The organism is Methylocystis sp. L43 (assembly GCF_015709525.1).
GTDB lineage: Bacteria > Pseudomonadota > Alphaproteobacteria > Rhizobiales > Beijerinckiaceae > Methylocystis.
In genome coordinates this window covers 114,485-140,110 of sequence record NZ_JADNRA010000027.1, presented here as the reverse complement: position 1 = coordinate 140,110, position 25,626 = coordinate 114,485, and the positions used below count along the sequence as shown (strand labels likewise).

Annotated in this window: 25 protein-coding genes; 4 read left to right on the top strand and 21 right to left on the bottom strand. The window is 61.4% G+C overall.

Going from position 1 to position 25,626, the window contains the following annotated elements; translation table 11 throughout:
* Window positions 1–153 precede the first annotated feature (153 nt).
* The 7 genes from IYX23_RS09235 to IYX23_RS09205 form a co-directional block, all read right to left on the bottom strand.
* On the bottom strand, window positions 154–1,602 hold the full coding sequence (locus tag IYX23_RS09235; RefSeq protein ID WP_196393179.1) for a hypothetical protein: 1,449 nt from the start codon (window positions 1,600–1,602) through the stop codon (window positions 154–156).
* Window positions 1,602–1,898, bottom strand: coding sequence for a hypothetical protein (locus tag IYX23_RS09230; RefSeq protein WP_196393178.1), 297 nt, complete (start codon window positions 1,896–1,898; stop codon window positions 1,602–1,604). Before IYX23_RS09230 ends, IYX23_RS09235 begins: the two co-directional genes overlap by 1 nt.
* Window positions 1,898–2,416 carry a hypothetical protein gene (locus IYX23_RS09225; protein WP_196393177.1) on the bottom strand — a complete coding sequence of 173 codons (519 nt, stop codon included), beginning with the start codon at window positions 2,414–2,416 and terminating at the stop codon, window positions 1,898–1,900. Before IYX23_RS09225 ends, IYX23_RS09230 begins: the two co-directional genes overlap by 1 nt.
* 408 nt (window positions 2,417–2,824) lie before the next feature.
* On the bottom strand, window positions 2,825–3,493 hold the full coding sequence (locus IYX23_RS09220; RefSeq protein ID WP_196393176.1) for a hypothetical protein: 669 nt from the start codon (window positions 3,491–3,493) through the stop codon (window positions 2,825–2,827).
* On the bottom strand, window positions 3,483–4,496 hold the full coding sequence (locus IYX23_RS09215) for a helix-turn-helix domain-containing protein (protein WP_196393175.1): 1,014 nt from the start codon (window positions 4,494–4,496) through the stop codon (window positions 3,483–3,485). The genes IYX23_RS09220 and IYX23_RS09215 overlap by 11 nt, the downstream gene beginning before the upstream one ends.
* Window positions 4,493–5,014 carry a hypothetical protein gene (locus IYX23_RS09210; RefSeq protein ID WP_196393174.1) on the bottom strand — a complete coding sequence of 174 codons (522 nt, stop codon included), beginning with the start codon at window positions 5,012–5,014 and terminating at the stop codon, window positions 4,493–4,495. Before IYX23_RS09210 ends, IYX23_RS09215 begins: the two co-directional genes overlap by 4 nt.
* A 200-nt stretch (window positions 5,015–5,214) precedes the next feature.
* The gene (locus tag IYX23_RS09205) at window positions 5,215–5,406 is read right to left on the bottom strand and encodes a DNA-binding protein (RefSeq protein WP_210332546.1); all 192 of its coding nucleotides are present in this window, start codon (window positions 5,404–5,406) and stop codon (window positions 5,215–5,217) included.
* 323 nt (window positions 5,407–5,729) lie between these two features.
* Here IYX23_RS09205 and IYX23_RS09200 point away from each other — a divergent pair, with 323 nt between their 5' ends.
* The 3 genes from IYX23_RS09200 to IYX23_RS09190 all read left to right on the top strand — a co-directional run bounded on the left by IYX23_RS09200 (window position 5,730) and on the right by IYX23_RS09190 (window position 8,463).
* Complete coding sequence (locus IYX23_RS09200; RefSeq protein WP_196393172.1) at window positions 5,730–6,104, top strand: hypothetical protein; 375 nt, start codon at window positions 5,730–5,732, stop codon at window positions 6,102–6,104.
* 2 nt (window positions 6,105–6,106) lie between these two features.
* Window positions 6,107–7,306, top strand: a complete 1,200-nt coding sequence (locus tag IYX23_RS09195) for a site-specific integrase (RefSeq protein ID WP_196393171.1) — start codon at window positions 6,107–6,109, stop codon at window positions 7,304–7,306.
* Between the two features lie 845 nt (window positions 7,307–8,151).
* The gene (locus tag IYX23_RS09190; RefSeq protein ID WP_196393170.1) at window positions 8,152–8,463 is read left to right on the top strand and encodes a hypothetical protein; all 312 of its coding nucleotides are present in this window, start codon (window positions 8,152–8,154) and stop codon (window positions 8,461–8,463) included.
* A gap of 520 nt (window positions 8,464–8,983) precedes the next feature.
* Here the strand turns inward: IYX23_RS09190 and IYX23_RS09185 are convergent.
* The 13 genes from IYX23_RS09185 to IYX23_RS09125 form a co-directional block, all read right to left on the bottom strand.
* Window positions 8,984–9,343 carry a HypC/HybG/HupF family hydrogenase formation chaperone gene (locus IYX23_RS09185; RefSeq protein ID WP_196393169.1) on the bottom strand — a complete coding sequence of 120 codons (360 nt, stop codon included), beginning with the start codon at window positions 9,341–9,343 and terminating at the stop codon, window positions 8,984–8,986.
* Between the two features lie 217 nt (window positions 9,344–9,560).
* Window positions 9,561–9,923, bottom strand: coding sequence for a response regulator (locus IYX23_RS09180; RefSeq protein WP_196393168.1), 363 nt, complete (start codon window positions 9,921–9,923; stop codon window positions 9,561–9,563).
* Between the two features lie 10 nt (window positions 9,924–9,933).
* The gene (locus IYX23_RS09175) at window positions 9,934–11,304 is read right to left on the bottom strand and encodes an HWE histidine kinase domain-containing protein (protein ID WP_196393167.1); all 1,371 of its coding nucleotides are present in this window, start codon (window positions 11,302–11,304) and stop codon (window positions 9,934–9,936) included.
* Window positions 11,301–13,421, bottom strand: a complete 2,121-nt coding sequence (locus tag IYX23_RS09170; protein WP_196393166.1) for an ATP-binding protein — start codon at window positions 13,419–13,421, stop codon at window positions 11,301–11,303. Before IYX23_RS09170 ends, IYX23_RS09175 begins: the two co-directional genes overlap by 4 nt.
* A gap of 6 nt (window positions 13,422–13,427) precedes the next feature.
* Window positions 13,428–14,414 carry an ATP-binding SpoIIE family protein phosphatase gene (locus IYX23_RS09165; protein WP_196393165.1) on the bottom strand — a complete coding sequence of 329 codons (987 nt, stop codon included), beginning with the start codon at window positions 14,412–14,414 and terminating at the stop codon, window positions 13,428–13,430.
* Between the two features lies 1 nt (window position 14,415).
* Window positions 14,416–14,724, bottom strand: coding sequence for an ATP-binding protein (locus IYX23_RS09160; protein WP_246716597.1), 309 nt, complete (start codon window positions 14,722–14,724; stop codon window positions 14,416–14,418).
* A 76-nt stretch (window positions 14,725–14,800) separates the two neighbouring features.
* Window positions 14,801–15,190, bottom strand: a complete 390-nt coding sequence (locus IYX23_RS09155; protein WP_196393163.1) for an STAS domain-containing protein — start codon at window positions 15,188–15,190, stop codon at window positions 14,801–14,803.
* A 4-nt stretch (window positions 15,191–15,194) separates the two neighbouring features.
* A complete protein-coding gene (locus IYX23_RS09150) occupies window positions 15,195–16,055 on the bottom strand; it encodes an STAS domain-containing protein (protein WP_196393162.1) in 861 nt (286 codons plus the stop codon).
* A gap of 335 nt (window positions 16,056–16,390) precedes the next feature.
* Entirely contained in the window at window positions 16,391–17,791 is a 1,401-nt protein-coding gene (locus tag IYX23_RS09145) for an ABC transporter ATP-binding protein (protein WP_196393161.1), read from the bottom strand.
* A complete protein-coding gene (locus tag IYX23_RS09140) occupies window positions 17,788–19,095 on the bottom strand; it encodes an ABC transporter permease (protein ID WP_196393160.1) in 1,308 nt (435 codons plus the stop codon). The genes IYX23_RS09145 and IYX23_RS09140 overlap by 4 nt, the downstream gene beginning before the upstream one ends.
* A 133-nt stretch (window positions 19,096–19,228) precedes the next feature.
* Complete coding sequence (locus IYX23_RS09135) at window positions 19,229–20,881, bottom strand: hypothetical protein (RefSeq protein WP_210330612.1); 1,653 nt, start codon at window positions 20,879–20,881, stop codon at window positions 19,229–19,231.
* 151 nt (window positions 20,882–21,032) lie between these two features.
* Entirely contained in the window at window positions 21,033–22,196 is a 1,164-nt protein-coding gene (gene nagA, locus IYX23_RS09130) for an N-acetylglucosamine-6-phosphate deacetylase (protein ID WP_196393159.1), read from the bottom strand.
* Window positions 22,193–23,224, bottom strand: a complete 1,032-nt coding sequence (locus IYX23_RS09125; protein ID WP_196393158.1) for an SIS domain-containing protein — start codon at window positions 23,222–23,224, stop codon at window positions 22,193–22,195. Before IYX23_RS09125 ends, nagA begins: the two co-directional genes overlap by 4 nt.
* A gap of 174 nt (window positions 23,225–23,398) precedes the next feature.
* On the opposite strand from IYX23_RS09125, the gene IYX23_RS09120 reads away from it, so the two are divergent.
* Entirely contained in the window at window positions 23,399–24,355 is a 957-nt protein-coding gene (locus IYX23_RS09120) for an N-acetylmuramic acid 6-phosphate etherase (RefSeq protein ID WP_196393157.1), read from the top strand.
* Window positions 24,356–24,397: 42 nt separating this feature from the next.
* On the opposite strand, the gene IYX23_RS09115 is transcribed toward IYX23_RS09120, so the two are convergent.
* Entirely contained in the window at window positions 24,398–25,393 is a 996-nt protein-coding gene (locus IYX23_RS09115) for a glycoside hydrolase family 3 protein (protein ID WP_196393156.1), read from the bottom strand.
* Window positions 25,394–25,626 lie beyond the last annotated feature (233 nt).

The following is a 25,626-nucleotide window of genomic DNA, read 5'->3' as shown; positions in this document are numbered from 1 at the left end:
GGGCTTGCGAGGCGCGCTGGCGGGCGCGGTGGGCGCGGAGTCGAACGCCATAGTTGGCGACCGGCTGACGAAATTCGAAGGGACAAAAAGCTTCTCGATATTTGTGCCGCGAGGGCTGGGCATAGACTTGAACATTTTTTTGCTCCTCAAGTTTCAGACGATCCCCATCTCGAGCGCGCGGATCATTTGTTCGCTGAAAACCATCATCTGGCCGCCGCTGAGCGCTTCGACGAGCGCGCCAGCGCAAGCGTTGGCAACGTCATCATGTCCGCCTTGCCCGTGATCAACGCTGTCGCGACCGGAACGAGCCGTGCGGCGCTCAAGTCCGCATAACTGCGCGATGAGACGCTGATTATCGAGAAGTTCAATGCGCCCTGAGTTCAGCGGCGCAAGCAGCTCGCGATAGAGATCACTCTTCGGCTTAGCGCACTGTTCGATCCGCACGCCATGCTTGGCGAAGGCTTCGGTGACCCAATCCGCTCCCCAACGATCGGCAGTTGCGCGTGAGATCCCATAGCCGCGAACGATCCCTGCGAACTCGGCGGTGACGATGTCCGGCGAAAACGGCGGTCGAACTTCGCGAACAGCGTCGAGAACGGCAATATCGCGCTCGCCCACGCGCTCACGATGCGAGATCGCCAGCGTCATCGAATCGCCGCCCGAACCACCGCTGGCATCAATGAACCCGACGTAACGAGCGCCAGAGACGCGCGGCAGTTCGAACCGGCCGGGGATCACACAGGCCGCAACTGTTTCCGGCGACACGAACGTATCGATATCGCTTCGCCACTGTGCATCCCACTCGGCTGATGCTCGCGCGGCATCTTCCTCGTAAGCGGCGGCGACCTCCTCCGCTGGCACCGTGTCGTTGAACGCCCGCGTCGGACCCCAGGCGACAAGGATGCGCGGGTTGCCCTTTTCGCCGAAGTGCTTGCGCCAGACCTGATAGCCGAAACCGCGCTTCGCATGGGGCGAGCCCAGTGAGATCAGCTGACCGCGCGTCGTGACGAGACTTGGCCGAACCGCGGCAATGATTTCGGTGTCGGGTGACGCGCTTTCGTCGGAACGCCAATGGCAAATCTCATCGGCGAGCGCAGCGACGACGGTGGGACCGCGCAGGCCGCGATGATCCGCAGCCCGCACTTCAACATCGATCCCGTTCGACAGCGACAAAGCCCATTGCGTTCGACCCGTCACCAACCGAGAAAGCGCGGGCGAGGAATCAAGGCAACCCGAGATGTAATCCAGGATCGTGCGCGCCTGGCGCGTGCTTGCCGCGATGCAGAGAACCAGACCGCGTTCGCCAGCCTGAAGGGCGTCGCTGTAGTCACAAAGCCCGCTGAGATAGCATGCGAGCGCGGCGACGCCGCTGCTCTTGCCCGATCGCCGACCGGCGAGAATATGCATCTCGCGGACGCGCTGTGTCGGCGGCGCCTCTCGCTGCGTCAATCGACGATAGTGCTCCAGCTCAGACGCCGTCAGCTGCTCCCCCTGCGAAGCGAGGAGAAGCGCGCGCATCGGTTCTCGACTTTCGCCGCCCATGACGCCGCCGAGCAATGCTGCATCGTCGAGCGCTGCGCGGAGTGAGACGAGCGGCGTCATCAGCACCGCTCCCATGACCAGCGGACGCCGTGCACGAGGATTTCTGTGAGCGCCAACTCAATCGCGGCGTCGCCGCCCTCGCGATAATCCACCATCCCCACAAGGCGTCGCGCGACCTCTTCCGCGTCCGCGGCGCTGCAATCGGCGCGCAGCGCCGCCATGAGGCCTTCGACGCGCGACCGAACGTCCGGGAACGCCGTCCAGCGGCGTTCGCCGATCGCCGCGGCGCGATGCAGCGCCTCGCCCAGGCGATACAGCGCCGCACGATCGGCAGGGGCGAGCGCGTCGAGGATCATCAGCGCGGACCCTCGTTGTCGCCGCCGCCGTCGCCGGGTGGCGTGGCAGGGACGGCTGTAGCGGCCTTTGCAGCCGCCTCCGCCGCACGATGCCTGGCGATGATCGATTCCAGCGAGTGAGCCGGCGGCGTCATCGCCGCCCGCGCGGCCTTGCGGCGGCGCAGATCGCGCTCAACTCGTGCAATCACATTGCTGGTGCGGACCAAAGCATCAAGCGCCTCGGCGTCCCCGGCAGCGACTCGGCGCTGGAGTTGCTCATGCGATAGGCGGAGGCTGAGGAGTTCGCGAAGGCGCAGCTCGTCGCCCTGACCGAATTCATCAACGAGGGCCTTCAAGACATCCCGCGCACGTCGTGCCTCGGGGCTCCGACCATCAATCCGAAGCGCTCGGTAAACCGAATTCGTGACACGGCTGCGCTGTTGCTTCGGCAGTGCTGCGATGGTCGTCGATGGATTCACCGATGGTCTCCCAACATCCGCGCGACCTTGCAGTGACTTGCGGTCGATCGAGGCAACCAACGAATCACGCGCGCTCCGTCAGCGCAACATGCGCGCGACACGCATTCGCAATCGCTGTAATTACATGTCGAAAGAAGGCGACCAACGGATATCGAATCCCTGCCAAACATCGCCCCGAGCTGTCGTCATGCGCACACCGCCAGCTCTTCAGGAATGCAAAATGACGAATCAGGACGTGAGTCCGCGCGGGCTTTTGATGCCAATTTTGATCTTGTCCGTGTTGCGCTCTTGCCGACGATGGGGCTCGCTTGCGGTGTTAGGCCTCAGGCAATGATGCTTTTGGACTTCAGGTGAAGGCATGCGCGCGCTGCGCGCGCGATCCCTGTGCCCTTGTCCCCTCGTCACCTTGGAGATGTCGTCAGAAGACGATCATCGTTGGGGAGGTGATGCGGCGCTCCATGTTTGGAGCTATTTCTCTGGAAGCGTTTCGTCGAACATGCTGTCCCATTCGGGATCAGGAGGGGGGTCTTCCTCGTCTATTCGCCATGAATCGGCGGCGGTCCGGATGTCTTCGAGAAATTCGAGATTTTCGAGAACGTAGGCGTAGCGTCGTCGGGCGCGGCGCGCGATGTTGACGAAGTCTCCCGGCGGCGGGAGGAACTTGGGGCGCACATCGCTCAGTATTGATCGATATGCGGCGGCAATGATCTGCGGCGTGAAACCGTCGAACTCCGGGTCGTCATCGTCATCGAATTCGAGACAGTCCAGCGCCGCGCAAATCCAATCGGAACGGCTGCATCCGGCCGACGTCGGCAGTGCGCCCGTAAGGGCTGCGAGCAAAATCCGCGAGGTTGCAAGATCGGTTTGACCGAAGACGAACGCGACGAGCGGCTTGCGCATCTCTCGGATCTTGTCGAAAGGCGGGAGCGCTCGGAGAGCTTCGCGCACCTCCGTTTCCGTGCGAGGCGCCGGCCAGTCACGAGCCAAAATGCCGGCGGCCCGGCGCACGAAACGCTCCACCGGCTTGGTGCGAGCGAGGATTATTTCCACGGGGTTAGAGGCGACGGCGGCCGCGCTCACAATCTGCACCGGCGCGCTGGCGCGCTCCGGATTGGCGATCTGTCGTTTATTGGTCATCTAAAATCCTTGCTGCGTCGTCATACGCAGGATCGGAAAGAAGGCCCCGCGCACCCTTGGCGTGTTCGGCCGCGGCGACGCGCATGGTGAAATCCTCTGCGTCGCGACGAGGGTAGCGGTCGAAGGGTTGCCGCGTGGACGGTGCCACCGCCGGCTTATCCGACCAACCCTGACGATTTAGCCAAGTGGCCGGATAAGGCGTGAATCTTTCGCGCTGAGCCGGGTCGGGTTCTTGCGCCGCTCGTTCAACGGCGAAGCGCGCAGCGCCTTCGATTATTTCAGCCGGTGACGCGCCGTCTTGGAGGGCTCGCCCGAACGCCTTCTGCGCGTAGGGCTTACCAACTGGGCGCGGATAGACCGCCCAAAACTTCTCGAAGTAGGCGCGCAGCTTGGCTTGCGATTCGGAAGTGCTCCTAGTCGCGCGTCTCATTTGCCGCGCTTCGTGCTCGGGGAAGAGAGTCTCTACTTCAGATGGTTCTTCAGATGGTTCTATAAGATGGTTCGCCTTCACGCGCGTGAAGGGTTTTGTGAACGGAAATGAAGGGTTTTGCGCACGCCCGTGAAGGGTTTCGTCTGCCAAAGCCTTCACAGGCGTGCAGGGTTTCTGCTCTTTACCCTTCACGTCCGTGAAGTGTTTTCCATCTTTACGCTTCACGTCCGTGCAGGGTTTCTGCACATTACCCTTCACTGGCGTGCAGGGTTTTTCGCCTGGCAGCGCATCTTTGAGGACTGGCCGATACCGGTGCGTTGCGGCCCGGCCGCCGCCCTCTTCGATCACAAGATGACCAGCCGCGACCATCGCCCGAAGTGCTTTGCGGATGCTGTTTTCGACAACACCAAGATTGCGCGCCAGCGTCGGCACAGCGGGCCAGGCGTCGCCAGATTCGCGGTTGACATAGGACGACAGAATGATCGCGAGTCGCGCCGCAGTCGGCGGCAATCCGTCGTCGCGCGCCACCTGTGAAAGCCAGCCGAACAAATTTCGCGTGTGATCGTCGCTCATGAGCGCGCCTCCCCGTGGGGTGGCGCTTGAGCGTGAAGCCCGGCGACGCGCATCAGTCCTGCAAAGCCGATCAGCGCTGCCTCAGCGCGGTCGCAGTCGCACTTGCGCGCGAAGAGCGCGGCCTGCGAAGGCCATCGGCTGATTGCGACGCTTCGGGCGCTGTCCTTGTTTTCTTTGCCCGGCGCAATGCCAGCGACTCGCTTCCAACTCGGTGGAGCGATCATGGCGAGAGGAATGCCGGCGGCGGCAAGCACTCCCTCGATGATCCCGCGCGAGCGACCGAAACCAAACGCGGCGGCAGAGCCATCTGTCGGGCGAGGTCCGATCAATTCGCAGAAGGCGCGAGTCGCCTGCGTCGAATAGACGATACCGGCGAAGAGCGCCGGATTGACGGCGCGCCGGCCCTTCGCCCCGTCCAGCAATGTCGGCATGTCATGGATTTCGATTAGCTCGCCGCCATGGGTTAGAACCGCAAGCGCGCCATCTAGGCCGGGGTCTATCCCGATGATTATCGTCATCGCGCGCCCTCCCCTGAAAGGAAGGCGAGCGTCGACCGAAGATCGTCGCCCGCGGCGCCGGCATGCAGACTGGAAAATTCTTGCGAGCTGTCGGCACCGCAGTTAGTTTCGTTATCGATCGGCCAGCCAAGCAGATCAAACCGACGCCCGCCATCCCGCTCAGCGGGGGCGGGCGTTGCCGCATTGGAGGGGCGCATTGCTCATACCCCGCCATGCTCGCGCTCGCGGCGCTTAATTGCCGCGATGAACGTTGATACGCGCAGATGCCAAATCCTGCCGATCTTGAAAGCGCCGGGAAGCTGGCCGGTGGCGCAGAGGTGGTAGGTCTGTCGCTCCGATTTGCCGAGAAAGCCAGAGATTTTCTTGATTCCATCTTTGAGATCGTTCGCCATCGACTCAGTGGCGAGCACCGCCTCCTCCGCTTCCGTATGACGTTCTGTTTGCATTAGATGCCCATTTATGATTGCATTCGCAATTATTGTTATAGATGGTAGCGGTTGCAACCATTTTTTTGACGCTGTATCGTTGAGGAGAATTTTTGGGGGCTTTGCTTGTGAGCGGAGAAGATCGTGCAGCTACGTATGGGTATGCGGCTGTCGAAGCCGCGCTCGCGCGCGTGTTCCTTGAAAACTCAAAGAACATCGCGCCGTTGCGGGGACGCCTGAAGGCATTTCAGCGCGCTGGCTTAACCCCTGAGTCGCCCGGGCGCGGGCGCGTGATCAGATACACGATTGCAAATATCTATGATTGGGCTCTTGCCCTCGCGTTGGCAGACTTCGGCCTTCCGCCGGAATCAATAATTCCATTCATCAAGCAGGGATATTTTTACGACGATTACCTGCCGACGATCGCAAAGGAAAAGAACGATTTCCTCTTCTTTTGCGTTCGACCATTTATCCTGAACAATCCCGAGAAGCGTCTTCCTTATCACGTAAAATTGGGCTCCCAAATCGCAGCTGAAATCAAGCGAAATGGGCGTCGACCCAAGGACGCTTACGCTCTGCATGACCGAGTTGCTTTGATCAATCTCACTAAGCTCGCAGGCGATCTCGACAAGGCTCTCAAGGAAGTGAAGGACGAAAGGGGCTAGGCATGTCGGTCCGAAAGCGCACGTGGTCTACGCCGAAGGGCGAAACCCGCGAAACATGGGTTGTCGATTACGTCGACCAGGCCGGAAAACGGCACATCAAGACGTTCGCACGGAAGAAAGACGCGGACGGATTCCACGCCAGCGCAAAGGTCGAAGTGCGCGAAAGGACTCATACGGCGCACAGCTCCAGCATAACGCTGTCGCACGCGGCCGACTTCTGGATTACGACGTGCGAAGGTCGCGGTCTCGAGCGAAGTCCGCTCGAAAGTTACCGACAACACGTCAAATTTCACATTCGTCCGTTCCTAGGCAACGTCAAGCTCTCCCAACTCTCGGCACCACTGGTGCGAGAGTTCGAGGACAAGCTCCGGAGAGGCGACCCGGCGCCAGGCGAGACTGAGGGCAAGGCGCGTTCTCCAGCGATGATCCGCAAAATCGCAACTAGCCTGGGGGCTATCGTTGCGGATGCGCAAGAGCGCGGCCTTATCGCCCGCAACGTCGTGCGTGATCTTCGCTCGCGTCGGCAGAAAGGCTCCGAACGCCGTGCAGACCGGCGCCAAAAAGGAAAATTGAAGGTCGGCGTCGATATCCCAACGCCGCAAGAGATCAAGGCGATCGTTACTCATCTTGAAGGCCGCTGGCGACCGATCCTACTGACCGCGATCTTCTCTGGTCTTCGCTCGAGCGAGCTGCGCGGTCTCAGATGGCACGACGTCAATTTGAAGAAAGGCGAGATCCACGTACGTCAGCGTGTCGATCAATGGGGAGCGTTTGGGGCACCGAAGTCGGAGTCAGGCGAACGAATCGTTCCCCTGCCACCGATAATTGTGAACACCTTGCGTGAATGGAAGCTCGCCTGCCCCAAGGGCGAGCTTGATCTCATTTTTCCAACTGGACGGGGCACTCCGGAGAATCACGCCAACGTAATCAACCGCGGTCTCCAGCCGGCGCAGGTGGCAGCCGGAGTCGTCGACAAGCACGGCGCAGCCAAATATACCGGCCTTCACTCGCTGCGCCACTTCTATGCATCCTGGTGCATTAACCGCCGCGCCGATGGTGGCCTCGAATTGCCCCTCAAGGTCGTCCAAGAACGCATGGGACATTCGTCGGTTCAGATGACTGCCGATCGGTATGGCCATTTGTTCCCGCGGGCGGACGACGGTTCCGAACTCGCAGCGGCGGAGCGGGCTCTCCTCGGGTGACTGCGACACAGATGCGACATGAGAATACAACAGATCACGAATTCAATTAGATATCGCGAGAAATCACGGAATCATAATCCTTGTGTCGGGGGTTCGAGTCCCTCCTCCGCTACCACAGAAGTTTTTGTTATCACGGCACATTCTCGAACGCCTTTCGTCCGCATCGTCAAGGTTTGAGACTTTTTTCAGTCAGGTTTGACAGCTTTCGTTCGTCGCCTGTTCAACTCAGCATCAAATGACGCCGCGCATCTTCACGCGAAGATCCGCGCCCTTCACGTAGTGACGCGCCATCTCGATGTGCGTGGTCCGAGCGCGTCTGCGATCCTTCGCTCGTCATGTCCCGCCTCGCGCAAGATCGAACACGTGCCCTCCCACGTCGGGCCGATCCAAGTTCCTAGCGTGAGCAGGCCGACACCGGCGACGAGGGATAAGAATGGTGCCTCAGTGCGGCTCGGGCGCTCGGTCATAAGTCCTCTCCATCGCTGCAAATTGCCGAGATGTCGATTGGCGGCCTCCCCGATGTCGCTGTCGCAAATCCGCGCGGCGCTCCATTCTTGAAAAAGTCCGCGACCCTGCCGCGAGTCGCGAGCAGGTCAAGACTCCCACCGCGCAAATGAAAAGAAAGCGGAGGACGCAAGCTCACCTAGGACCTCATCCGAACGGAGCAAGCGTCGAAAAGGCGCGGCATGCTACTGAGACGATAGACAATCACAGTTCAAACCGCCTCGGCCGGGACGAACAGCGGCGCTCGCAAGAGCGACGAGCCGGCGGCGCATTGCTAACGCAGGTGCGAAGTTCGAAACGTCAACCTCAGTTTATTTCTTACAAAAAGGGAGTGATCAAAAATGGCTACTAGAACCATTCGCGTGTGGTGGAAGTCCGTCGCCACCGGCTGGCTGAATTTCAACTGGGATCCGATCACGTCGCAGTCCGTCGTTCACATCTCGGCCTGCGAGTGGAAGCCGAGCACCACTATTGGCGGCAAAAGCAAACATCGGGGCGCTGCGCCGATTTTCGTAAAGAACATTCGCCCTCATGGCAGCAACGTTGAAGCGAACGGCGTCGAATTTTTCGCACAAGTCGAATGGGGAACGCCGCTCGACGTTGTGTTCGACATCACCGTCCTCGACAAGCCCGAACAGGAGCACACCGTTTAGCCGTTTCCGATCTGCGGCGCCGTCGAATAAGTACACACAGGCGGCGCCGGTTCGCCATTAGCAACCGTCGTCAACCCGCAACCCGCAACCATCGTCAACCCTGACGAAAATTCCGATTACGACCCCACCCCCGCCCCCCGCCTTCTCCGTGTACACGTCGCGTAGGAAGGACCCGATCGACTGACGTTCCGACTCGCCTCGATTGATCCGAGTTGCCGGCCGCGCCTGTGCATCTGGTGGCCATTCGGTCGGCGGCGTTCCTTATCGATCGGCAGATCGCATATGCCGTGGAAGCTCCAAAAGCGCCTCAGACACATGAGCGCGCTCAAGCATGTGCGTCTCGGCCAGGTTTTCGATCGATGCACGCCAGTCCGGCGCGCGCGAGAGCAGTTCAAAAAGGATCGCGCGCTTTACACGACAAGCGTCTGCCGTTCCGCAAGAGGTCGTTATCGATCGCCGTGAAGCCATTGCGTTGGGGATCGGGGGAGGCCGACTGGGTCATCGCGCGCCCCCTGCAAACTTAGCTCGCCTGCGTCGACGATGATTCTGATAGGGGTTGTTTCGGTGCTGGGTCATCGGGTTCGTCGGGCAGCGCCAGATGGGCGGGCAATTGCGGCTCGCGGTCGATAAGATCGGCGAAATGCGCTTCAAAGGACCGTCCGGCGAGCGCCGCGTCAAGGCCCGCGAGCGCGGCCGCGATCAGAGCGGCTTCCTCTTCCTCGAGTACACGCATCGCCGTGCCGAGATGAACGAGCACATACGCGCCGGGAGGCTGCGCGCCGATAAGCAGCATGGAAATGCGCTCGGTGCAGCCGGCGCCTTCGCAGAGCGCCGACATGTCGTCGCCGTCGATCACGCGCATCGGAACGCCAAGGCACATGGGAATCCGTCCGTCCGACGCTTCAGTCGTGCGCGCGCAAAACCTTGCGGCTCGCATAGGCGACGCCAAGCGCGCCCATCGCGACGATGGAAATCCAGCCGAAAGCGAAACGGCAAGCGCAAGAAGGTGATCAGACTGGGTGACGATATGCGTGAGACTCTCGGCGAGCCCATACGGATGCGCGCCGGCGGTCGCTCACGTGCGACCTCTTTGAACTTCAAACAGAGCCGAGGGCGTTGCAGCTCAACGCGGCCCTAATCGCGCAGCCTAACGCGGCTTTATTAAATGGTTTTTGCACGCTGGGCGCGCCTTGGAATGGCTGTTGAAAATTTGACTGTTGGTATCCGGTTGCGAAAATAAGTGGAATCCTACGGTCTCGTACGATCTCGGCAGCCGGAAAGCTCGCCACGCCATTGAGATTAACGTCCAAAATCGCGAGTCCATAGTCGGCTTCCGCCGCCAGTTGCAGCGCTTCTTCAATGCACTGCGCATGCGCTGCGATTTCATATCCGAGTTCGCTCAGCATTTCTTCAAGAAGAAGCGCGACCAGCCCCTCGTCCTCAACCAACAATACGCGCATGTTTGGTCTCTCACTCGCAGACGGCGATAGGGGCGCTCATTGCGCAGGTAACGCCATCGGGAGAAAAGTCGAGGGATATCGTTCCTTTTAAGTCGCTGGCGAGCGACTTCTCGAGCAGCTTCGAACCAAATCCGCGATCAACCGGCGCTTCGACGCGCGGTCCTCCTGTTTCTTTCCATATCAAGCGCAACCGGGGCGGGCCGGTTTCGCCTTCGATGCTCCAGCAAACGTTTACCCGCCCCTCGCTGCTCAATAGAGCGCCGTATTTGAGCGCATTTGTACAAAGTTCATGCAATCCCATCGCGAGCGCTAAGGCCGCTTTGGGCTTGAGTTTCAGATCGGGACCTTCAACGCTGAATCGATCGGACGCTCCATGAAGCTCTGCGGCCTTGACCACGAGCTCTCTGAGGTCCGCAGCCCTCCAACTGCCGCGCGTCAAAACGTCATGCGCCGCCGAAAGCGCACAGAGCCTGTTCTCGAAAGCCTCGACTTTCGCGTCGACGCTGGCGCCTCTAAACGTCTGCGACGCGAGCGACTGCACGACCGTAAGGGTGTTTTTCACCCTGTGATCGAGTTCATGGATCAGCAGCTCTTTGTGTTCTTCCGCTCTCTTCCGGTCGGAAATATCGACCGCCCAACAGCCCGCCGCCGTGATGTCGCCCGAAGCGTCTCGTACGGGGAAAAACCCGGTCAACCAGTGCCGGCTGGCGGCGCTGGAGCCCTCCGAAAGCTCTATATTCCGCGAAGCGGTTCCCGTTGAGAAAACCTCGCCCAGAAGCATTTCGAGAGAACTGGCGCTGTTTGGAAATATTTCTTTGAATGTGCGGCCGATCTGGCCCTTCGCCGTGAGCGCGCTGACGCTAGCGATTTCATCGTTGATGCGCGTGCAGCGGCCCGCCTTGTCGAAAAACGCCAGCCCAATAGGCGCGCTACAGAGCAGCGCTTCCAACTCGAGAGTTCGAGCGAGGAGGCTTTCATTCGCGACGCGTAGCCGATCCTCAGCGCTTTTCGCGCGTAACAAGGCCCTGACCGTGGCGACGAGCACTGGCGCTTCGGCAGGCTCCACCAAATACGCATCGGCGCCCGCGTCGAGCGCCGTTACCTTGGCGTCAGGCCCAATAAAGGTGGCCGAAGTCTGCAGCACCATGATGTCGGGCCGCTTACGCTTGATCTCTCGACATACTTCGGTGCCCAGAATGTCGGGCAGCATCGTATCGAGAACGACGAGGTCCGTCGGGCGCGAGGCGACGAAGGCGAGCGTCTCCTCACCGCCGCTCGTTTCACTGACTGACCAGCCCGCTTTTTGCAGCGCCCGCACCTTGGCGTAGCGCGCCTCGGCAATGTCGTCGACGACCAATAGACGGGCGCTTTCGATGTTCATGGCTGGGCTCCCGCGCCGAGCGCCTCAGCCACTACAGGAGCGAGCGCCTCTTTCGAAAGCCCGCTTTTTGCGACGACTTGCTTGGCGCCGCCGAGACGCTCCAGGTCGTGCTCGTTCAGAGCTGTCGCCGTGACAACGACAATCGGAACCTGCGCTGTTTTTGGATTGTCCGTCAGCCGATCGAGCACATCGAAGCCGCTGATGCCGGGAAGTTTGAGGTCGAGCAACACCAGATCCGGGAGGTGTTCGGCGGCGCTCGCCAGACCCGCTTCGCCGGTCGCGGCTTCGCTGAGAACGTAGGGCTCGTCCGCGAGACATCGACGGATGATGTAGCGCGAGGCCTCGTCATCGTCGATCAAAAGGACGCGCTTCGCTTCTGTCTCGTCGATCAATTCATGCAGCTTGGCGAGGAGCCAGGCGCGTTCAATGGGCTTTACTCCATAGCCGTCAGCGCCGAGCCGCGCCGCTTTCGCGCGGTCCTCAATGGTCGAGACGACAATAACCGGGATTCCCTGCGATTCCGGCGCGCTCTTGAGATCAGCCAGCAGCGCCCAAGTGTCTGCGCCTTCCAGTAGGAGATCGAGAATAATCGCGCGGGGCTTGACCTCATGAACTTTCCGGCGCGCCTCCTTCAAGTTTCGCGCGCCGATCAGCCTGTAAGGAGAGTGACGCAGGGTGGCCTCATAGACCATCATGTCCGCAGGGTCGTCTTCGATCGCAAGAACCGGAATGCGCTCATCTTCCGGCGGCGGCTCGATCAAGGGCTCGGCAAGGTCCACCATGGCGCCCGCGTAGGCGGCTGGCAGCGTAAAGGAGAAGGTCGATCCCTTGCCGACCGCGCTGTCGACTTGGATATCGCCGCCCAAAAGCTTGCACAGCCGTTTCGACAAGGGAAGGCCCAGTCCCGTGCCCCTCACTCGGCGCTGGATGGGACTGTCGAGCTGTGAGAACTCCTGAAAAATGAGCTCATGATGCTCTGGGGCGATGCCGATGCCGTCGTCCTTCACCGTGAAAGTGAAGCACCCGTCCGACATCGACGCCTTGATATGAATTTCCCCGGCCTCAGTGAATTTTAGCGCATTCGAAATCAGGTTGCGCAGCACCTGTGAAATCTTGGCCTCATCGCTAAACATCGCCGGCAGCGACGAAGCGTCCTCGAACACGAGATTGACCTTGTCTCCAACCAGCAGCGGCCGCAGCATGCCGCGCAAGGCGCCGAAGAGATCGCCGATCCGAAATTCGACGGGCCTGATCTCGATTCTGCCGGCTTCGACTTTCGCGAGATCGAGAAGGTCGTTGACGAGTTCGGTCAGGCTCTCCGCCGACTTCCGGATGAACGAAATCTGTCGCTCCTGCTCAGGCATGAGTTCGCCGTCACACCGATCGAGCAGCAGGTGGGTCAGCGCCAATATCGAGTTGAGCGGCGTCCTGAACTCGTGAGTCATGTTGGAAAGAAAGCGAGATTTGAGGCTGTCCGCGCGCCGCAGATGCTCCGCCTTTTCGTCGAGATCGGAATAAAGAGCGACCACCCCGCGGTTCGTGTCGTGCAGTTCTTCGTTCAGTGAAGCCAGTTCCTTGCGCTGCCGTTCGACCTCCTCCAGACTGAAAATAAGCTCCTGATTCTGCCGGCGCAGCTCGATCATTGGGTCGTTGGCGTCTTCCCTCAGCAGGCGATCGGAAATTTCCGCAAGATCAGAATGGGAAAACACCTTGACCGTTCCAGGCAGCAGCTTTTTGAGAGCCACAACGGTGCCTGAACTGGTCGACTGGATGGAAAACTGATCCACAAGCCGACGCGCGCCGATCAGCCCGACGCCCATGCCCGTGGTGGAGCGATGGCGGCCGGCAAGGACGTCTTCAAGGTTGGCGATCCCGGCGCCTTCGTCCGAGATGGTCGCCTGGAACAGTTGCGGGGACGTAGAACCTGCCAGCGAAAACTTGACGCATCCGCCGCCGCCATATTCAACGGCGTTGCGTGCGATCTCGGACACCGCCGTCGCGATGCGGGTCTGATCCTGCCGGTCGAATCCAAGCAGTCCGGCAAGCTGGCGCGCGCGCTGGCGCGCAAAGACGATGTCCGGCTCGGCCTTCAAAGACACTGACAAAATGCGAAGCATCACGACTCACCCCAAGGCGCGCAACGCCACGATGGTGGCGTCGTCTCGGCCCCGACGATAATCCCGCGTCAGCACTCCTGCGATAAGCGCCGGATGCATCCCGCAAAGACCGGGATACTGCGCGATATCCCAGCGAGCGGACAAGCCGTCGCTGTGCAGAACGACCACACTACCTCTCGCGAGGCCATACTGAAAGGTCCGAATCTGCGGCGTCCCATGGCCAGCCATGCCATTGTAAGAGACCAGGCTCCGAGCTTCACCAGGGCTGACGACCGCGCCGGAGATGTTGCCCACGCCGCAGAATTCCACCTGGCCGCTCGCGACGGCCAAACGCGCAAGGCCTACCGCCGCGCCTCTGGTCGGCCGAAGGGCCTGATGGATCCGCTCGACATGCTGCGCGACCGGCAGGTCCTTGCTTGAGGAAAACGTCGAGATGGCGCGCTGCGCAGCTTCAGACGCAAACGGTCCATGCCCCGTTCCGTCCACCACGAGAAGGTCGATCGCGCCGCCTCTCTCGGCAGCCAGCCATGCGTCGCCGCAGATGGATTCCCCCGGACATGTCACCGCGACCGCGCCCGCCACGAACCGGGTGTTCGACGCCGCGCCGTTCCTGCGAAAACGCGCCAGCACCGCTGCGCCCTTCGAAGGCTTCGAGTAGATGCCGAAGGTGCTGGAGAGCCGCTGCGCCGCGCCCAGTCCGCCGCCACGACTGCCGAAGGTCGAATACCCATCGCCGAGACATTTTGCGACGTCGGCGAGCCCCGGCCCGCGATCGAGCGCCAGCAGTTCGACGCCCCGCCCGTCGGCGTCATCGAAGAGATCGATGGAAAACTCGCCCTTTTTCGCGTGTTTGAGGATGTTGGTCGCGAGTTCAGTGGCGACGATCGCTATTCTGCCGATCGCCTCCTCCGAAAAATCTTGTGACGACGCCAACTGCGTCGCCGCCCTGCGCACTTCCGCGACTCGCGAAGGATCATCCACCGGCAACAGCATGTCATTTCCAACGAATGAGCGAGATGCGCGTTCCCTCGCCAGGTCGAGATTCGATGTCGAACTCGTTGACGAGCCGCTTTGCGCCTCCCAAACCCAGCCCAAGCCCCCCGCCTGTCGTGAAGTGATCGCGCATCGCCTGTTCAATGTCCGCGATGCCAGGACCTTCGTCCAAAAACGTCAGTCGCAACCCTCGGCGCGCGCCGTCGCGAAGGGTTTCCATGACCAGTTCGCCGCCTCCGCCATATTCGAAGGTGTTACGCGCTATTTCGCTCGCGGCGGTGATGAATTTGGTTTGATCGATAAGGCTCATGCCCATTGCGCCAGCTTGAAAGCGGACTTTCTGCCGAACGCGAACGATGTCTTCCGAGCTTCGAATCGGAACGGTTTCAATCGTCTCCGTAAGCATCGGTCGACTCTGACTGCTCGATCAGCCTGCTGATCGTCTCCAGACCTTTATCGACGTTGCGGGCGGTCTGAATGCCGCTCAGCTGAACGCCCAGCTCGACGAGGGTGATCGCGACATGCGGCCGCATGCCCACGACGATGGTGACGGCGTCAAGCACCCGTGACGCGCTGGCTATGTTGCTAAGCATGCGGCCGATGAAGGAATCGACGATCTCGAGCGCGGAAACGTCGATCAACACGCCCTTCGCCCTGCTGGTGACGATCGCGTTGGTCAGATCGTCCTGCAGCGCCATGGCGAGGCGGTCATGCATGTCGATTTGAATCGTGACGAGAAGGCACTTGCCGACTTTGAGGATCGGGATCTTATCCACCGCATCAGCCCCGCGCCGCCAAGCGTTCCACCTTCTGACCCGTCTTTTTCAACGCCAGCGAGAGGGCGTCCGCCATCGTTGCTTTGGAGACGACCTGAAGATCGAGTCCCAGATGGACGATCGTCTGAGCGATTTGCGGACGGATGCCGCTGATGATGCAATCTGCGCCCATGAGCCGCGCCGCCGCCACCGTCTTGATCAAATGCTGCGCGACCAACGTATCGACGGCCGGCACGCCCGTGATGTCGATGATGGCGATTTCGGCCCCCGCGTCGACGATCGTTTGTAGAAGATTCTCCATCACGATCTGCGTGCGTGCGCTATCGAGCGTGCCAATGAGCGGCAGCGCGAGAATCTTGTCCCAAAGCTGGATGACCGGAGTCGACAGCTCCAATAATTCGTCCTGTTGACGCTTGATGACCTCTTCGCGGCTCTTCTGATAAACCTCGGTGGTAAATAAGCCGAGACGATCGAGAAGCGCCCCCGAGGCGACCAGCACGTCCGCCATGTGCTTTTCACGCGCCAGCGTTTGCCGCAGCAGATCAAAAAGCGGCTCTTTCAGCGAGAACACGAATAGCGCGGTCTCGACGGGGCTGTATCCGCGCAGCGCGCGGGCCGCCGAAATCTCTTCGAGCACGTCGCGCGCATCTTGCCACTGTTCGCTGGCGATATCTTCGCTGGCGCCATTCTGAAGAGCGCGGCGCAGCTCTTTCAGAAATCGCCCACAGGCGTCCTTCAAATCCTTGTCGGACGTCTGACCGCTTCGCGTGGCGCCCACCGCCGTCAGCGCCGCGATCCATCGGCTCAGCAGGTCCTTCTCGCTCTGTTCGATAGCATTCGCGAGCGCGTCAAAGTTTGCCGGCATGACTACTCCCCGAATGACCCGAACAACTGCCGAATACGCTCCGATAAAGCTGGTTGCTTAGATAGGGCACTCTGTAGCTCAAGGCAATGCTGCGATCGTCGCCGCCAGGGGTCACGTCAGCTGAATAAGCCCCGGCAAGCGGTGTACAGACCCAAACAATTCAGTAATTTAGCGACGCGCCTGAATTGATCGGGAGTGTTTTTATTTGATAGGATGAATAGTTTCTTGCACCTTATTTGACCATTGGAACCCGTTCGATGCGCCCGTTTGGTAGCGCGCCGTTGCGCCCATCGACTTGAGGGAGACACTGGAGAAGGGCGCCAAAGCTCGCGACTTCAGTGCGGCGGCATCCAGATCCAGAGCGGAGGCGGCCCGGGAAATCGGACATCTTTTGCGATCGTCGCGTCGTCGACATTGTCCGGTTTCAGATAGACATAATAATTGTCGACCCGCTGAAATAACTCATTGGTGGGCGTGCTCTCGGGACTGACAAGCATGTTGTTGCTGAAGCGCACATGCATGTAGTGGGGCAATAATTCGGTGAATTTCGCGAGGCGGGCCTCAAAAACGAAGCGGTAGAGCTGCCGGCCTGTGACTTTCAGCACTGCGGCGGTCGCGTCGTCGATCGGCGTGAGCGGCGCCTCCTGCCAGCCGACTCCAACCTGCACGAAACCCTGCACGCTCGGCGACATGACGTAAATGGGTTGTTCGGCTTTTGTGTTCTCCAGATAAATCGTCACCTCATAACGGCCGTCGCCGAGCTGCGTAATCGACGCGATGTCGCTCTGGAGGGTGGAGGTCGCAAGTTCTTCGAGGGCGGCGAGTCGCTGCCGACCGGCGTCGAGTTCATACTGCTGGTAGCGCGCCACGCCGTAATTCGCTGACGACGCGAGGACGAACAAAAGCGCTGCGGCGGCGAAGATGCGTCCTGCTGTCGCCCACAGCGTCTTGCCGAGTTTTTCGAAATCGCGCGCGCCGTCTGCCTCGGCGCCGATCGGCGCGGGCGTTTTTTGCGCGGTCGGTTCGGCATAGCGGATCGGCGCAGCGACGAAGGCGCGCGGCGCGCTGCTGGGAAGAAGAATTCCTTGCCGCATCTCAAACATGCGATCGGCGCGTTGCGCCAGCGCATGGTTGTGCGTGACGAGCGCCATGGCGAAATTTTCTTCTCGTCGCAAATCATCGAGCAGCGCGAAGATCTCTTCTTCCGTCTCCTCGTCGAGGTCGCTTGTGGGTTCGTCCCCGAGAAGCAATTGCGGTTCGTTGATCAGGGCCCGAGCGATGACGACGCGACGCTGCTCGCCGCCGGACATCTGTCCTGGGAAGGTTGTCACCCGATCGCTCAGGCCGACGCGGGCGAGAAGGCCTTGCGCGCGCGCATAGGCGCATTCTGGCGTCACGTTGTAACCGAGTAGCGCCGGCAAGGCGACGTTGTCGATGGCGCGAAGATTCGGAAGGAGACTCTGGAACTGAAAGACGAAGCCGATCCGCTCTCGCCGGATATCGGCAAGCTGCGCCTCGGGAAGATCCCAGATCTCGTCTCCTGCGAGTTGAACGTTGCCCGCCGTCGGCGGCGTCAGCCCGCCGACCATGGCGAGCAGCGTCGATTTACCGGAGCCAGATCGTCCGACGATCGAAACGAACTCGCCTGCGCCAACGATCAAATCGGCAGAGATCACCGCGTCCACGCCAGGATCGCCGCCGTAATGCTTCCGCAAACCCTTGGCGGAAAGGATCATCGCGCGCTTTCCATCTGGATCATCGCGTAGGGTTCGAAACGCCGTGTCCGCCAAGCGGCGACGAAAGCCCCTCCGACGCCGATCGCGACGCCGCAGAGCGTGGCCGCGCCCGCGGCGATCCATATGACCCCGGCAGGCGGGGCGTCGAAGGGGACGCCGAGTGACGAGAAATAAAAGCCGAGAGAACGGGCAAAAACGAAGATCAGCGAGAAACCCGCACCGATGCCTAACAGACCGCCAAAGCCTGTGATGAGCCCCGCCTCGATCAGGGTGATCGATATGATCTGCGCCGGCCGCGCGCCCATAGCCCGCAGCACGCCGATTTCGCGATAGCGCTCTTGGACGATGGCGGAAAACAGCAACGACACGAGAAAGAATATCGCCAGCATCAGCAAGCCTGCAAAAATCGCCACGCCCCAGAAGAGACTGCCAAGCGATTGGCGCGCGGCCGTGAAGATCGGATTGCCCGAGACAATTTTGATTGCCGGGATCTGGCCAATGGCGAAACGCGCTTGCTCCGCCGAGGCGCCGGGCGACAGTTGCAGGAGAAATGCAGAGACGCGATCCTGCTCGACTGATGGAAGACATTCCGCCGGTCCTGCGGCGTGATCATGATGCGTCGCACCGGCCCCTTCGGAAGGCGAAGACGCGGGCGGATGAACAGGGACGGTCGCGGGGCGCGCCCGGATCGCGGCGGCGATAAGTTCGTTGAGCGCGGAAAAGGTGATGAAATAAGATTCATCGAAGGGACCCACGCCCGTTCGGCCCAATCGTCCCATCACGACCAGCGACCGGCCACAAATCGTCAGGGCTTCGCCAGTTTTCAGCGCGACCCGCTCCCCACCAAGCAGGCCTCCCGTGGCCGCCACGGGTTTCTCCCCCGCGGGCAACCAGGATTCGACGGTGAAATCGGTCGCCTGATCATAGGCGATCAGATTGATCGCGCGCCCCTCGACGCTCGCGCGGATGAGATGCTGCGCGGCGACCTTCGCCACGCCGGGAACGGCTCTGAGCTTGTCGCCCAGACCAACATCCAGATCGAGATCCGTCGGCTGTATCGTGAGCAGCGTGCTGGTGATGTTCACCAAGGCGCCATGCGGCACGACAACGAGGTCGGCGCCCATTCGCGAAAAGGTCGTCAGGATTCCTTCCCGCAGCGACCAGCCGGTGACGAAGCCGGAGAAGACAACCCCGACGGCGATCATCACCGCCAAGCCGAGCAAGAGACTGCGCAGCAGCCGACGTCCGACGTTCTGAGCGCCGAGCCGCACCAGCAGGAAGCGCGAGCGATGGCGTTTCGTCATGGGTGGAACCGTTATCTGCAGGTCGATGCGGCCTGGCTTACGGGGCGAGGCCGCGTCGTTGTGTAGCCGCGATCGCTTGAGAGGCTCGTCGCCGGACGCAAGCGAGTCATCTTTGCGGGTTCCGCCAATCCCGTCAGACCGTGGTGCAGCGGCTGTGGATCAGTTCTTCGTTGTTCCGCGGGACAATGACGCAGTCGTGGTGACCGCCAAAGTTCGGAATATAACCAACGGGCTCCAGCGTATCCTGCGTGAAGATGAAGGTTCCTCCTTCGAGCCGCTGGAATCCGCTGAAGATCGCGAGCACATATTTGCCGTCATAGGTGACATGCATCGTCTGCAGGTCAACGCCGACATTCTCGAAGCGCTTGATTGTCGTCCACGTATTGGTGTCGACGACGACGATGGCGCTTTTCGCCGGCTTGCGATGCAGCTCGGAGACAAACATTTTCGAGCCGTCCATCGAATAGGTGATGTGGAACGGGCTCGGCGTCGATCCGACCCAGTGCGAATCCTTGAACTGGGCGACTCGCTTCCAGTTGCGCGGATCGCGGTCCGCACAATCGAACACGCCCATGCTGTTTTGGCGGGTGTTGTTCGTCATGGTGAACCATTTGCCGTGCGGTCCAAAACCGCATTCGTGTCCCGACGACACGACATTGTCCAGCTTGATGTCCCAGATGCCGTCGGCGATCTTTTTGACGGGAATGCTTTCCTTCGTCGTGCCGTCAGGGGAAGAAATGCACGCAACCGGCTCCATCGTCGTGCGGTCGATGACGACGCCGACGGCGAACATGCGAAGCGTCACCAGCGAGAGCGGATGGATCGGATGGTGGACGCAATTATCGGCGCCGGTGAGCGTCTTCACCGAGTCGCCCGGAAGCTGTCCCGAATAGGCGAGATACTCGCCCATGGGCACCATCTCCCAATCGAGCTTGTTTCCCTTAACGCCGCGATAATCATAGAGCCCGGTGTCAGACGCCTTTAAGAGACGGGAAACGCGAACGGTCCCTCCCTTGAACCAATTGTCCTCGAGCACGCCGTCCGGCTCGTTTCCACGCCAGTCGAAACGGAAGGCGTCGATCACCGTCGTCTTCTGGTTTCCGGTGGCGCGATTGAAGAAGGCGACCACATCCTTTTGCCCGTCCGCGACCGTGAAGCCAGACGCATCCGGGAAGATCACGGTGTGCACGCCAAGTCCGATCCCCGTGGTCTCGGCGACATTCTCGAGCAAATTCATCTGCTGCCCGTCGAAGCCGACGCGATAGATCTGATTGCCCTGGCCCCACAAAGGATCGAGCATTCCATGTTCCCGGATCTGCGTGGGGATGCCATAAATCAGGACGTTCTGCCCACCTTGGGTCGAGTTTACGAACTCGAAGCCTTTGCGCGGGTCGGCCGAAGGGAAGGCCGCGAGATGATGGGCGATCGGGCAGCTGTCGCCGTAATTCCAATATTCGATCCAGGCCATTGTCTTGCCGGTCGCAAGATCCTGCACCTGAGCGCCCCCGCCGAGCTTCGTCGGGGTGAGCCAGACGTAGTCGCCGAGCGTCGCAAGACGCGGCGCATTCACCTCCGCCGCCGACGCTGCGTCTCCCATCAGGCCTGAGAACAGCCCTGTCGCATTGGCGGATTTGCCGCCGAAAATGGTCCCGATGATTCCGGCGGCGCCGGCGCGCAGCACTTCTCTACGTTCCACCCGGCCACGCTGATCGAGAGGCCGCACAACTTGCGGCGCGACGAGTTCCGACACCACTTTTTCCGACGGGAAGTTTTGATCGGTAGACATCGGTCTCTCCCTAAGCGCGGCGGCTCAACCCAATCCAATGAATCGAGAAGTGAGAATTGTCTGCGATATAGTTCATCGCCCGGCAAGCACTTTTGTGGATGCTCAAGATTCGCTTGAGCGAGGTGGTCGCGCTTCTGACGCGGCCCACGAGCTACGCCCCCCGACAATAATCCGATCTTTCGCCGGCCACCCAGACGGCGGAGACCGAAATATCCTTCGGGTCGAACGCCGCCATGTCGGCGCGATACCCCGGCGCGAGGCGGCCGAGCGAGCGTCCGAGACCCAGAAACTCGGCAGGGTGGCGAGAGGCGCAGCGCAGCGCCCGCTCCAGAGGAAGTCCGAGAAGCCGCACGCAGTTGCGCACCGCGCTCGCCATCTCGATCGACGATCCGGCCAGCGCGCCCTCCTGCGTGCGGCAACTGCCGTCGCGCACAGCGATCGGCGCGCCAAGAAGATCGAACTCTCCCCTTTCGCCGCCGACTGGCGGCATGGCGTCGCTCACCAGCATGGGGCGCCCGACGCCGCGCATCGCCAATCCCAGCATGGCGGGGACGACGTGCGCGCCGTCGACGATGAGCCCGTAAGAGGCGTTGGGCGATTCGAGCGCAGCCGCGGCAGGTCCGGGCTCGCGGGCGGAAAGCGGACGCATCGCGTTGAACAAATGCGTGAAGCCCGTAAGGCCCTCGGCCATTGCGGCGCGGGTTTCCTCATAAGTCGCCATCGAATGACCGAGCGAGACCTTCGCGCCCGCAGCGACAAGTTCGGCGATGAAGCCGTCGGGCGCCTCCTCGGGCGCGAGCGTCACGAGCAATACGCCCGCGCGAAACGCGCCGAGCATCTGGCGATGATGCGCTTGCGGGCGGCGGATAAATTCTCGCCGATGAACGCCCGGCTTTTCCGGCGACAAGAACGGGCCCTCGAGATGAATTCCGAGAATGCCGGGCTCGCTCGGCATGATTGCGCTGACGGCGCGAAGCGCCGCCGCCATCGTCTCATCGCCGTCGGTGATGAGGGTCGGCAAAAGCGATGTCACGCCGAACTTGCGATGCGCCTGCGCCATCTTCGCCAAAGCGGAGGGCGTTGGATCGGCGTTGAAAAGGACGTCTCCTCCGCCGTTGACCTGAATGTCGATAAAGCCCGGCGCGAGCCAGGCGCCTTGAGGGACGTTATAAACTTCTACTGAGGATGGGAGGTCCGATCGCGGCGTCAGCGCCGCGATTCGCATATCGTCAATCACGACGGCGAAGTCGCCATGCTTTTTTTCGCCGTCGAAGACGACGTCCGCGGCCACTGCATATCGAGAGCAGCCGTTCATCGCGTGCGCGTGATCTTGCGCAGGTGGCGCGGCTGGTCGGCGTTCTTTCCGCGCATCGCGGCCAAGCGAACGACCATGGCGTAGAAGCTCTGGATGAGACAGATCGCGTCGGTTTCGGGATGTTCCGCGGGCAATGCTGGAAGCCGGTCCGGCGTCCGCTCCTCCGATGAGGTGATGAAGACCGCCGCGCCCTTGGCCTTAAGATCCGCGGCGAGCTGCGTCATCCCGGCGGCGGCGGCGTCGGTCGGCGCAAACATGAGCACGGGATAGTCAGGCGCCACCAGAGCGACCGGGCCGTGGAGGAATTCGGCCGACGAAAAGCATTCTGCATGCAGATCGGAGGTTTCCTTCAGTTTCAGTGCGGCCTCGCGCGCGATGGCGAGCGTCGGACCGCGTCCGATCGTGACGAGGCTTTCCGCGCCTGCGATCCTCTCGAGCACGCCGCTCCAGTCGAGATCGCCGGCGGCCGCGAGGCGATCCGGCAATGCCGTCAGCGCGCGCGCGAGCGCCTTGTCCTCAGCCCAAAAGGCGACCAGTCGGGCAAGCGCCGCCACCGACGCGACGAAGGTCTTCGTCGCGGGAATGCTCAGTTCCGGGCCCGCCGCCATCGGCAACACGAATTCGCAGGCCTGCGCCAGCCCGCTCACTGGGTCATTTGTAATGCAGGCCGTCACGGCGCCGCAGGCGCGCGCCGCAGCGGCCTGTTCGATGATGTCGCTGCTTTCGCCAGACTGTGAAATCGCGAGAAACAGCTGGTCAGCCAGGCGCAGAGGCTGATGATAGATCGTCGTGATGCTGGGCGCGGCAGGCGCCACCACGACGCCGAGGTATCGCTCGATCAGATGCTTGCCGAAGGTCGCGGCGTGCGCCGAACTGCCGCGCGCGCAGGTGACGACGACTTGAGGCGGCTTGCGCCGTAACCGATCCGCGAGCACTGGGAGAACCTCGGCGAGCCCGTCACCCTGCCGTCGCACGGCCGCCGGAGCCTCTCGCATGTCGGAAATCATCTGAGCGTCGAGGACGGTCATTGGTTTAGGCTTCCGTTCAAACCCATCAGCACAGAGATTGAGCCGGACGCGCGGGAAAGCAAGTTTCAGCGCAGCTCCCGCGTCGGAGCCGCCGTCATCAGCCTGCTACAGCAAGCTTAGCTTGAACTCTCTCCGTCATTGGCCATATGCGGCTTATCAGCTGGAATTGCGCCGATGTGCCCGACGGAGACCGAACGCCAAAGTCCGCGCTATGCCAAGATCGACGTCTGGGAGCCGGCCGAGATCCTGGACTCCATGATCGAAGGGCAATTTTCCGCCGTCGCCGCCGTTCGCGCCGCGCGCCCCGCGATTGAGCGGGCGGCGCTTGCCATTGAGCGCCGGCTGCGCGGGCCTGGACGGCTCGTTTACGTCGGCGCGGGCACATCCGGTCGTTTGGCCGCCCAGGATGGGGCGGAGCTCATGCCGACCTTCGGCTGGCCGCAAGATCGACTTCTGCTCCTCATGGCGGGCGGACAGACCGCTCTGCTACACGCTGTTGAGGGCGCCGAAGACCAGGACCATCAGGCGGTCGAACTCGTTCGGCGGCATGAGATTGGGGCGTCCGATGTGACCATCGCGGTGGCCGCAAGCGGCACAACGCCTTTTACGCTCGCCTGTTTACGCGAGGCGAAAAACAGAGGCTCCCTGACAATCGGCGTCGCGAATAATCGCGGGACGCCGCTTCTCCAGGAGGCCGATCATTCGATTTTTCTCGAAACCGGCGCCGAACCGATCGCCGGCTCGACGCGGATGAAGGCGGGGACCGCCCAGCGAATCACGCTTATTCTGCTCTCGTCGCTCGTCATGATCCTGCTCGGGCGCGTCTACGACGGCCTCATGGTGGATGTGCAGGCTTCGAACAAGAAACTGGTCCGACGGAGCGAAAAAATCCTGTCGCGTCTGACCGGCCGCGGCGACGAGGAGATCCATGAGGCCTTGCAGCGCGCCGGCGGGAGCGTGAAGCTCGCCTTTCTGTTGCTGCAGGGTTACGGGCTCGCCGAGGCGGCGGCGGCGCTGGATGAGGCCGAGGGCCATTTACGTCGCGCCATGAGCTTGATGGTCGAGCGGCGAAAGGCGGCTGACCTTCGAGAGACCCAGCCGTACATTCGGGAAGATGTGACGCACGAGTAAGGCTCAATCGCGCGCCAGTTCGTGGGCTCGCGCACTCCCGCTTCAGCCAAATTTCAGCGTCCGCACTCGTGTGATGGACGCCTCGGCGTGCGCCCGCATGGACGTATCCTGCGCGCAGGCCGAGAGCAGCCGATGGGCGAATTCCGCCGCCTGGTCCTGCTCGTCTTTCATGTTGTTGCCGATGAGGATCAAATCCGCGCCGGCGCGAACCGCCTTCGCGCAGGCCTCGCCCGTCGACATCAGCTTTTGCACGCCCTGCATTTGCAAATCGTCTGTCAGGATGCAGGCGTCCGGCGCCCAGACGCGCATTTTTTTCACCGCGACAGCCGAGAGGCAGACGGGTGTGTTTTTTTCCCATTGGTTGACGATGCCATGGCTGAACAGGACCATCGGCACGCGCGAGATCAGCTCCTTGAACACGTTGACTTGCGCGTCGGTGAGGCAATCGGAAAGATCCATGACGTGGTCGTGGGGGTTCACCTTCGCGCCGCCGGTTCCGGGAAAGTGCTTCAAGCAAAGTTTCAAATTCACCGAACCAGCGACTTCCGCCAGCGCCTCCACGCATGCCTCGACAACCTTCGGATCGCTCGAATAGCTGCGCTGGACCGACCCGACATCGGGGCTGTCGGGGTTGATGTCGAGATCGACGACAGGCGACAGGTTCACATCAATGCCGATCTGTCGCATCTGCGCATAGGACGGGCGTAGAACGTCGCGCCGCTCCGCAGGGGTCAATCGCCCGAACTGTCGGGCGCTGGGCAGCGGATTAAAGCCGCGTTCTTCCTTCAACCGGCGGACCTTGCCGCCTTCCTGATCGATGAAAATGAGGGGACGCGAAGGGAGAGCGTGAAGACTCTCGCAAAGCTCCTCAAGCTGAGCCGGCCCATAGACGTTCCGCTCGAATTTCTGATCAGTACAGTCGTAGTCGAAAAGGATGACGCCGCCCAAGCCGAAGCGCCGGGCAAAATCTCGCAGCCAGCCAGGTATGAGCGGGTCGCGAAAGCCCAAGATGAACAGTTCGCCGATCGGGAGATCCATGAGCGTAAAATGGTGATCGTGAGACGACTGTCAAAGCGCTCGCTCGACGCGATCCTCCAAGCGTGTCTCCCGCAATCTCCCCGAACGAGAACAGGCATTTCCCTGCCCTCGCGATCAAAGCAGCCAAAAGGCTGATTCGCGAGGCGTGGTGCAAAGACCCATGCGCCGAATGCCGCTGCTCGGAAGAAGCGGCTTCATAGCAGTCGACGGAAGATAAGGTCGATCAGGAGCGT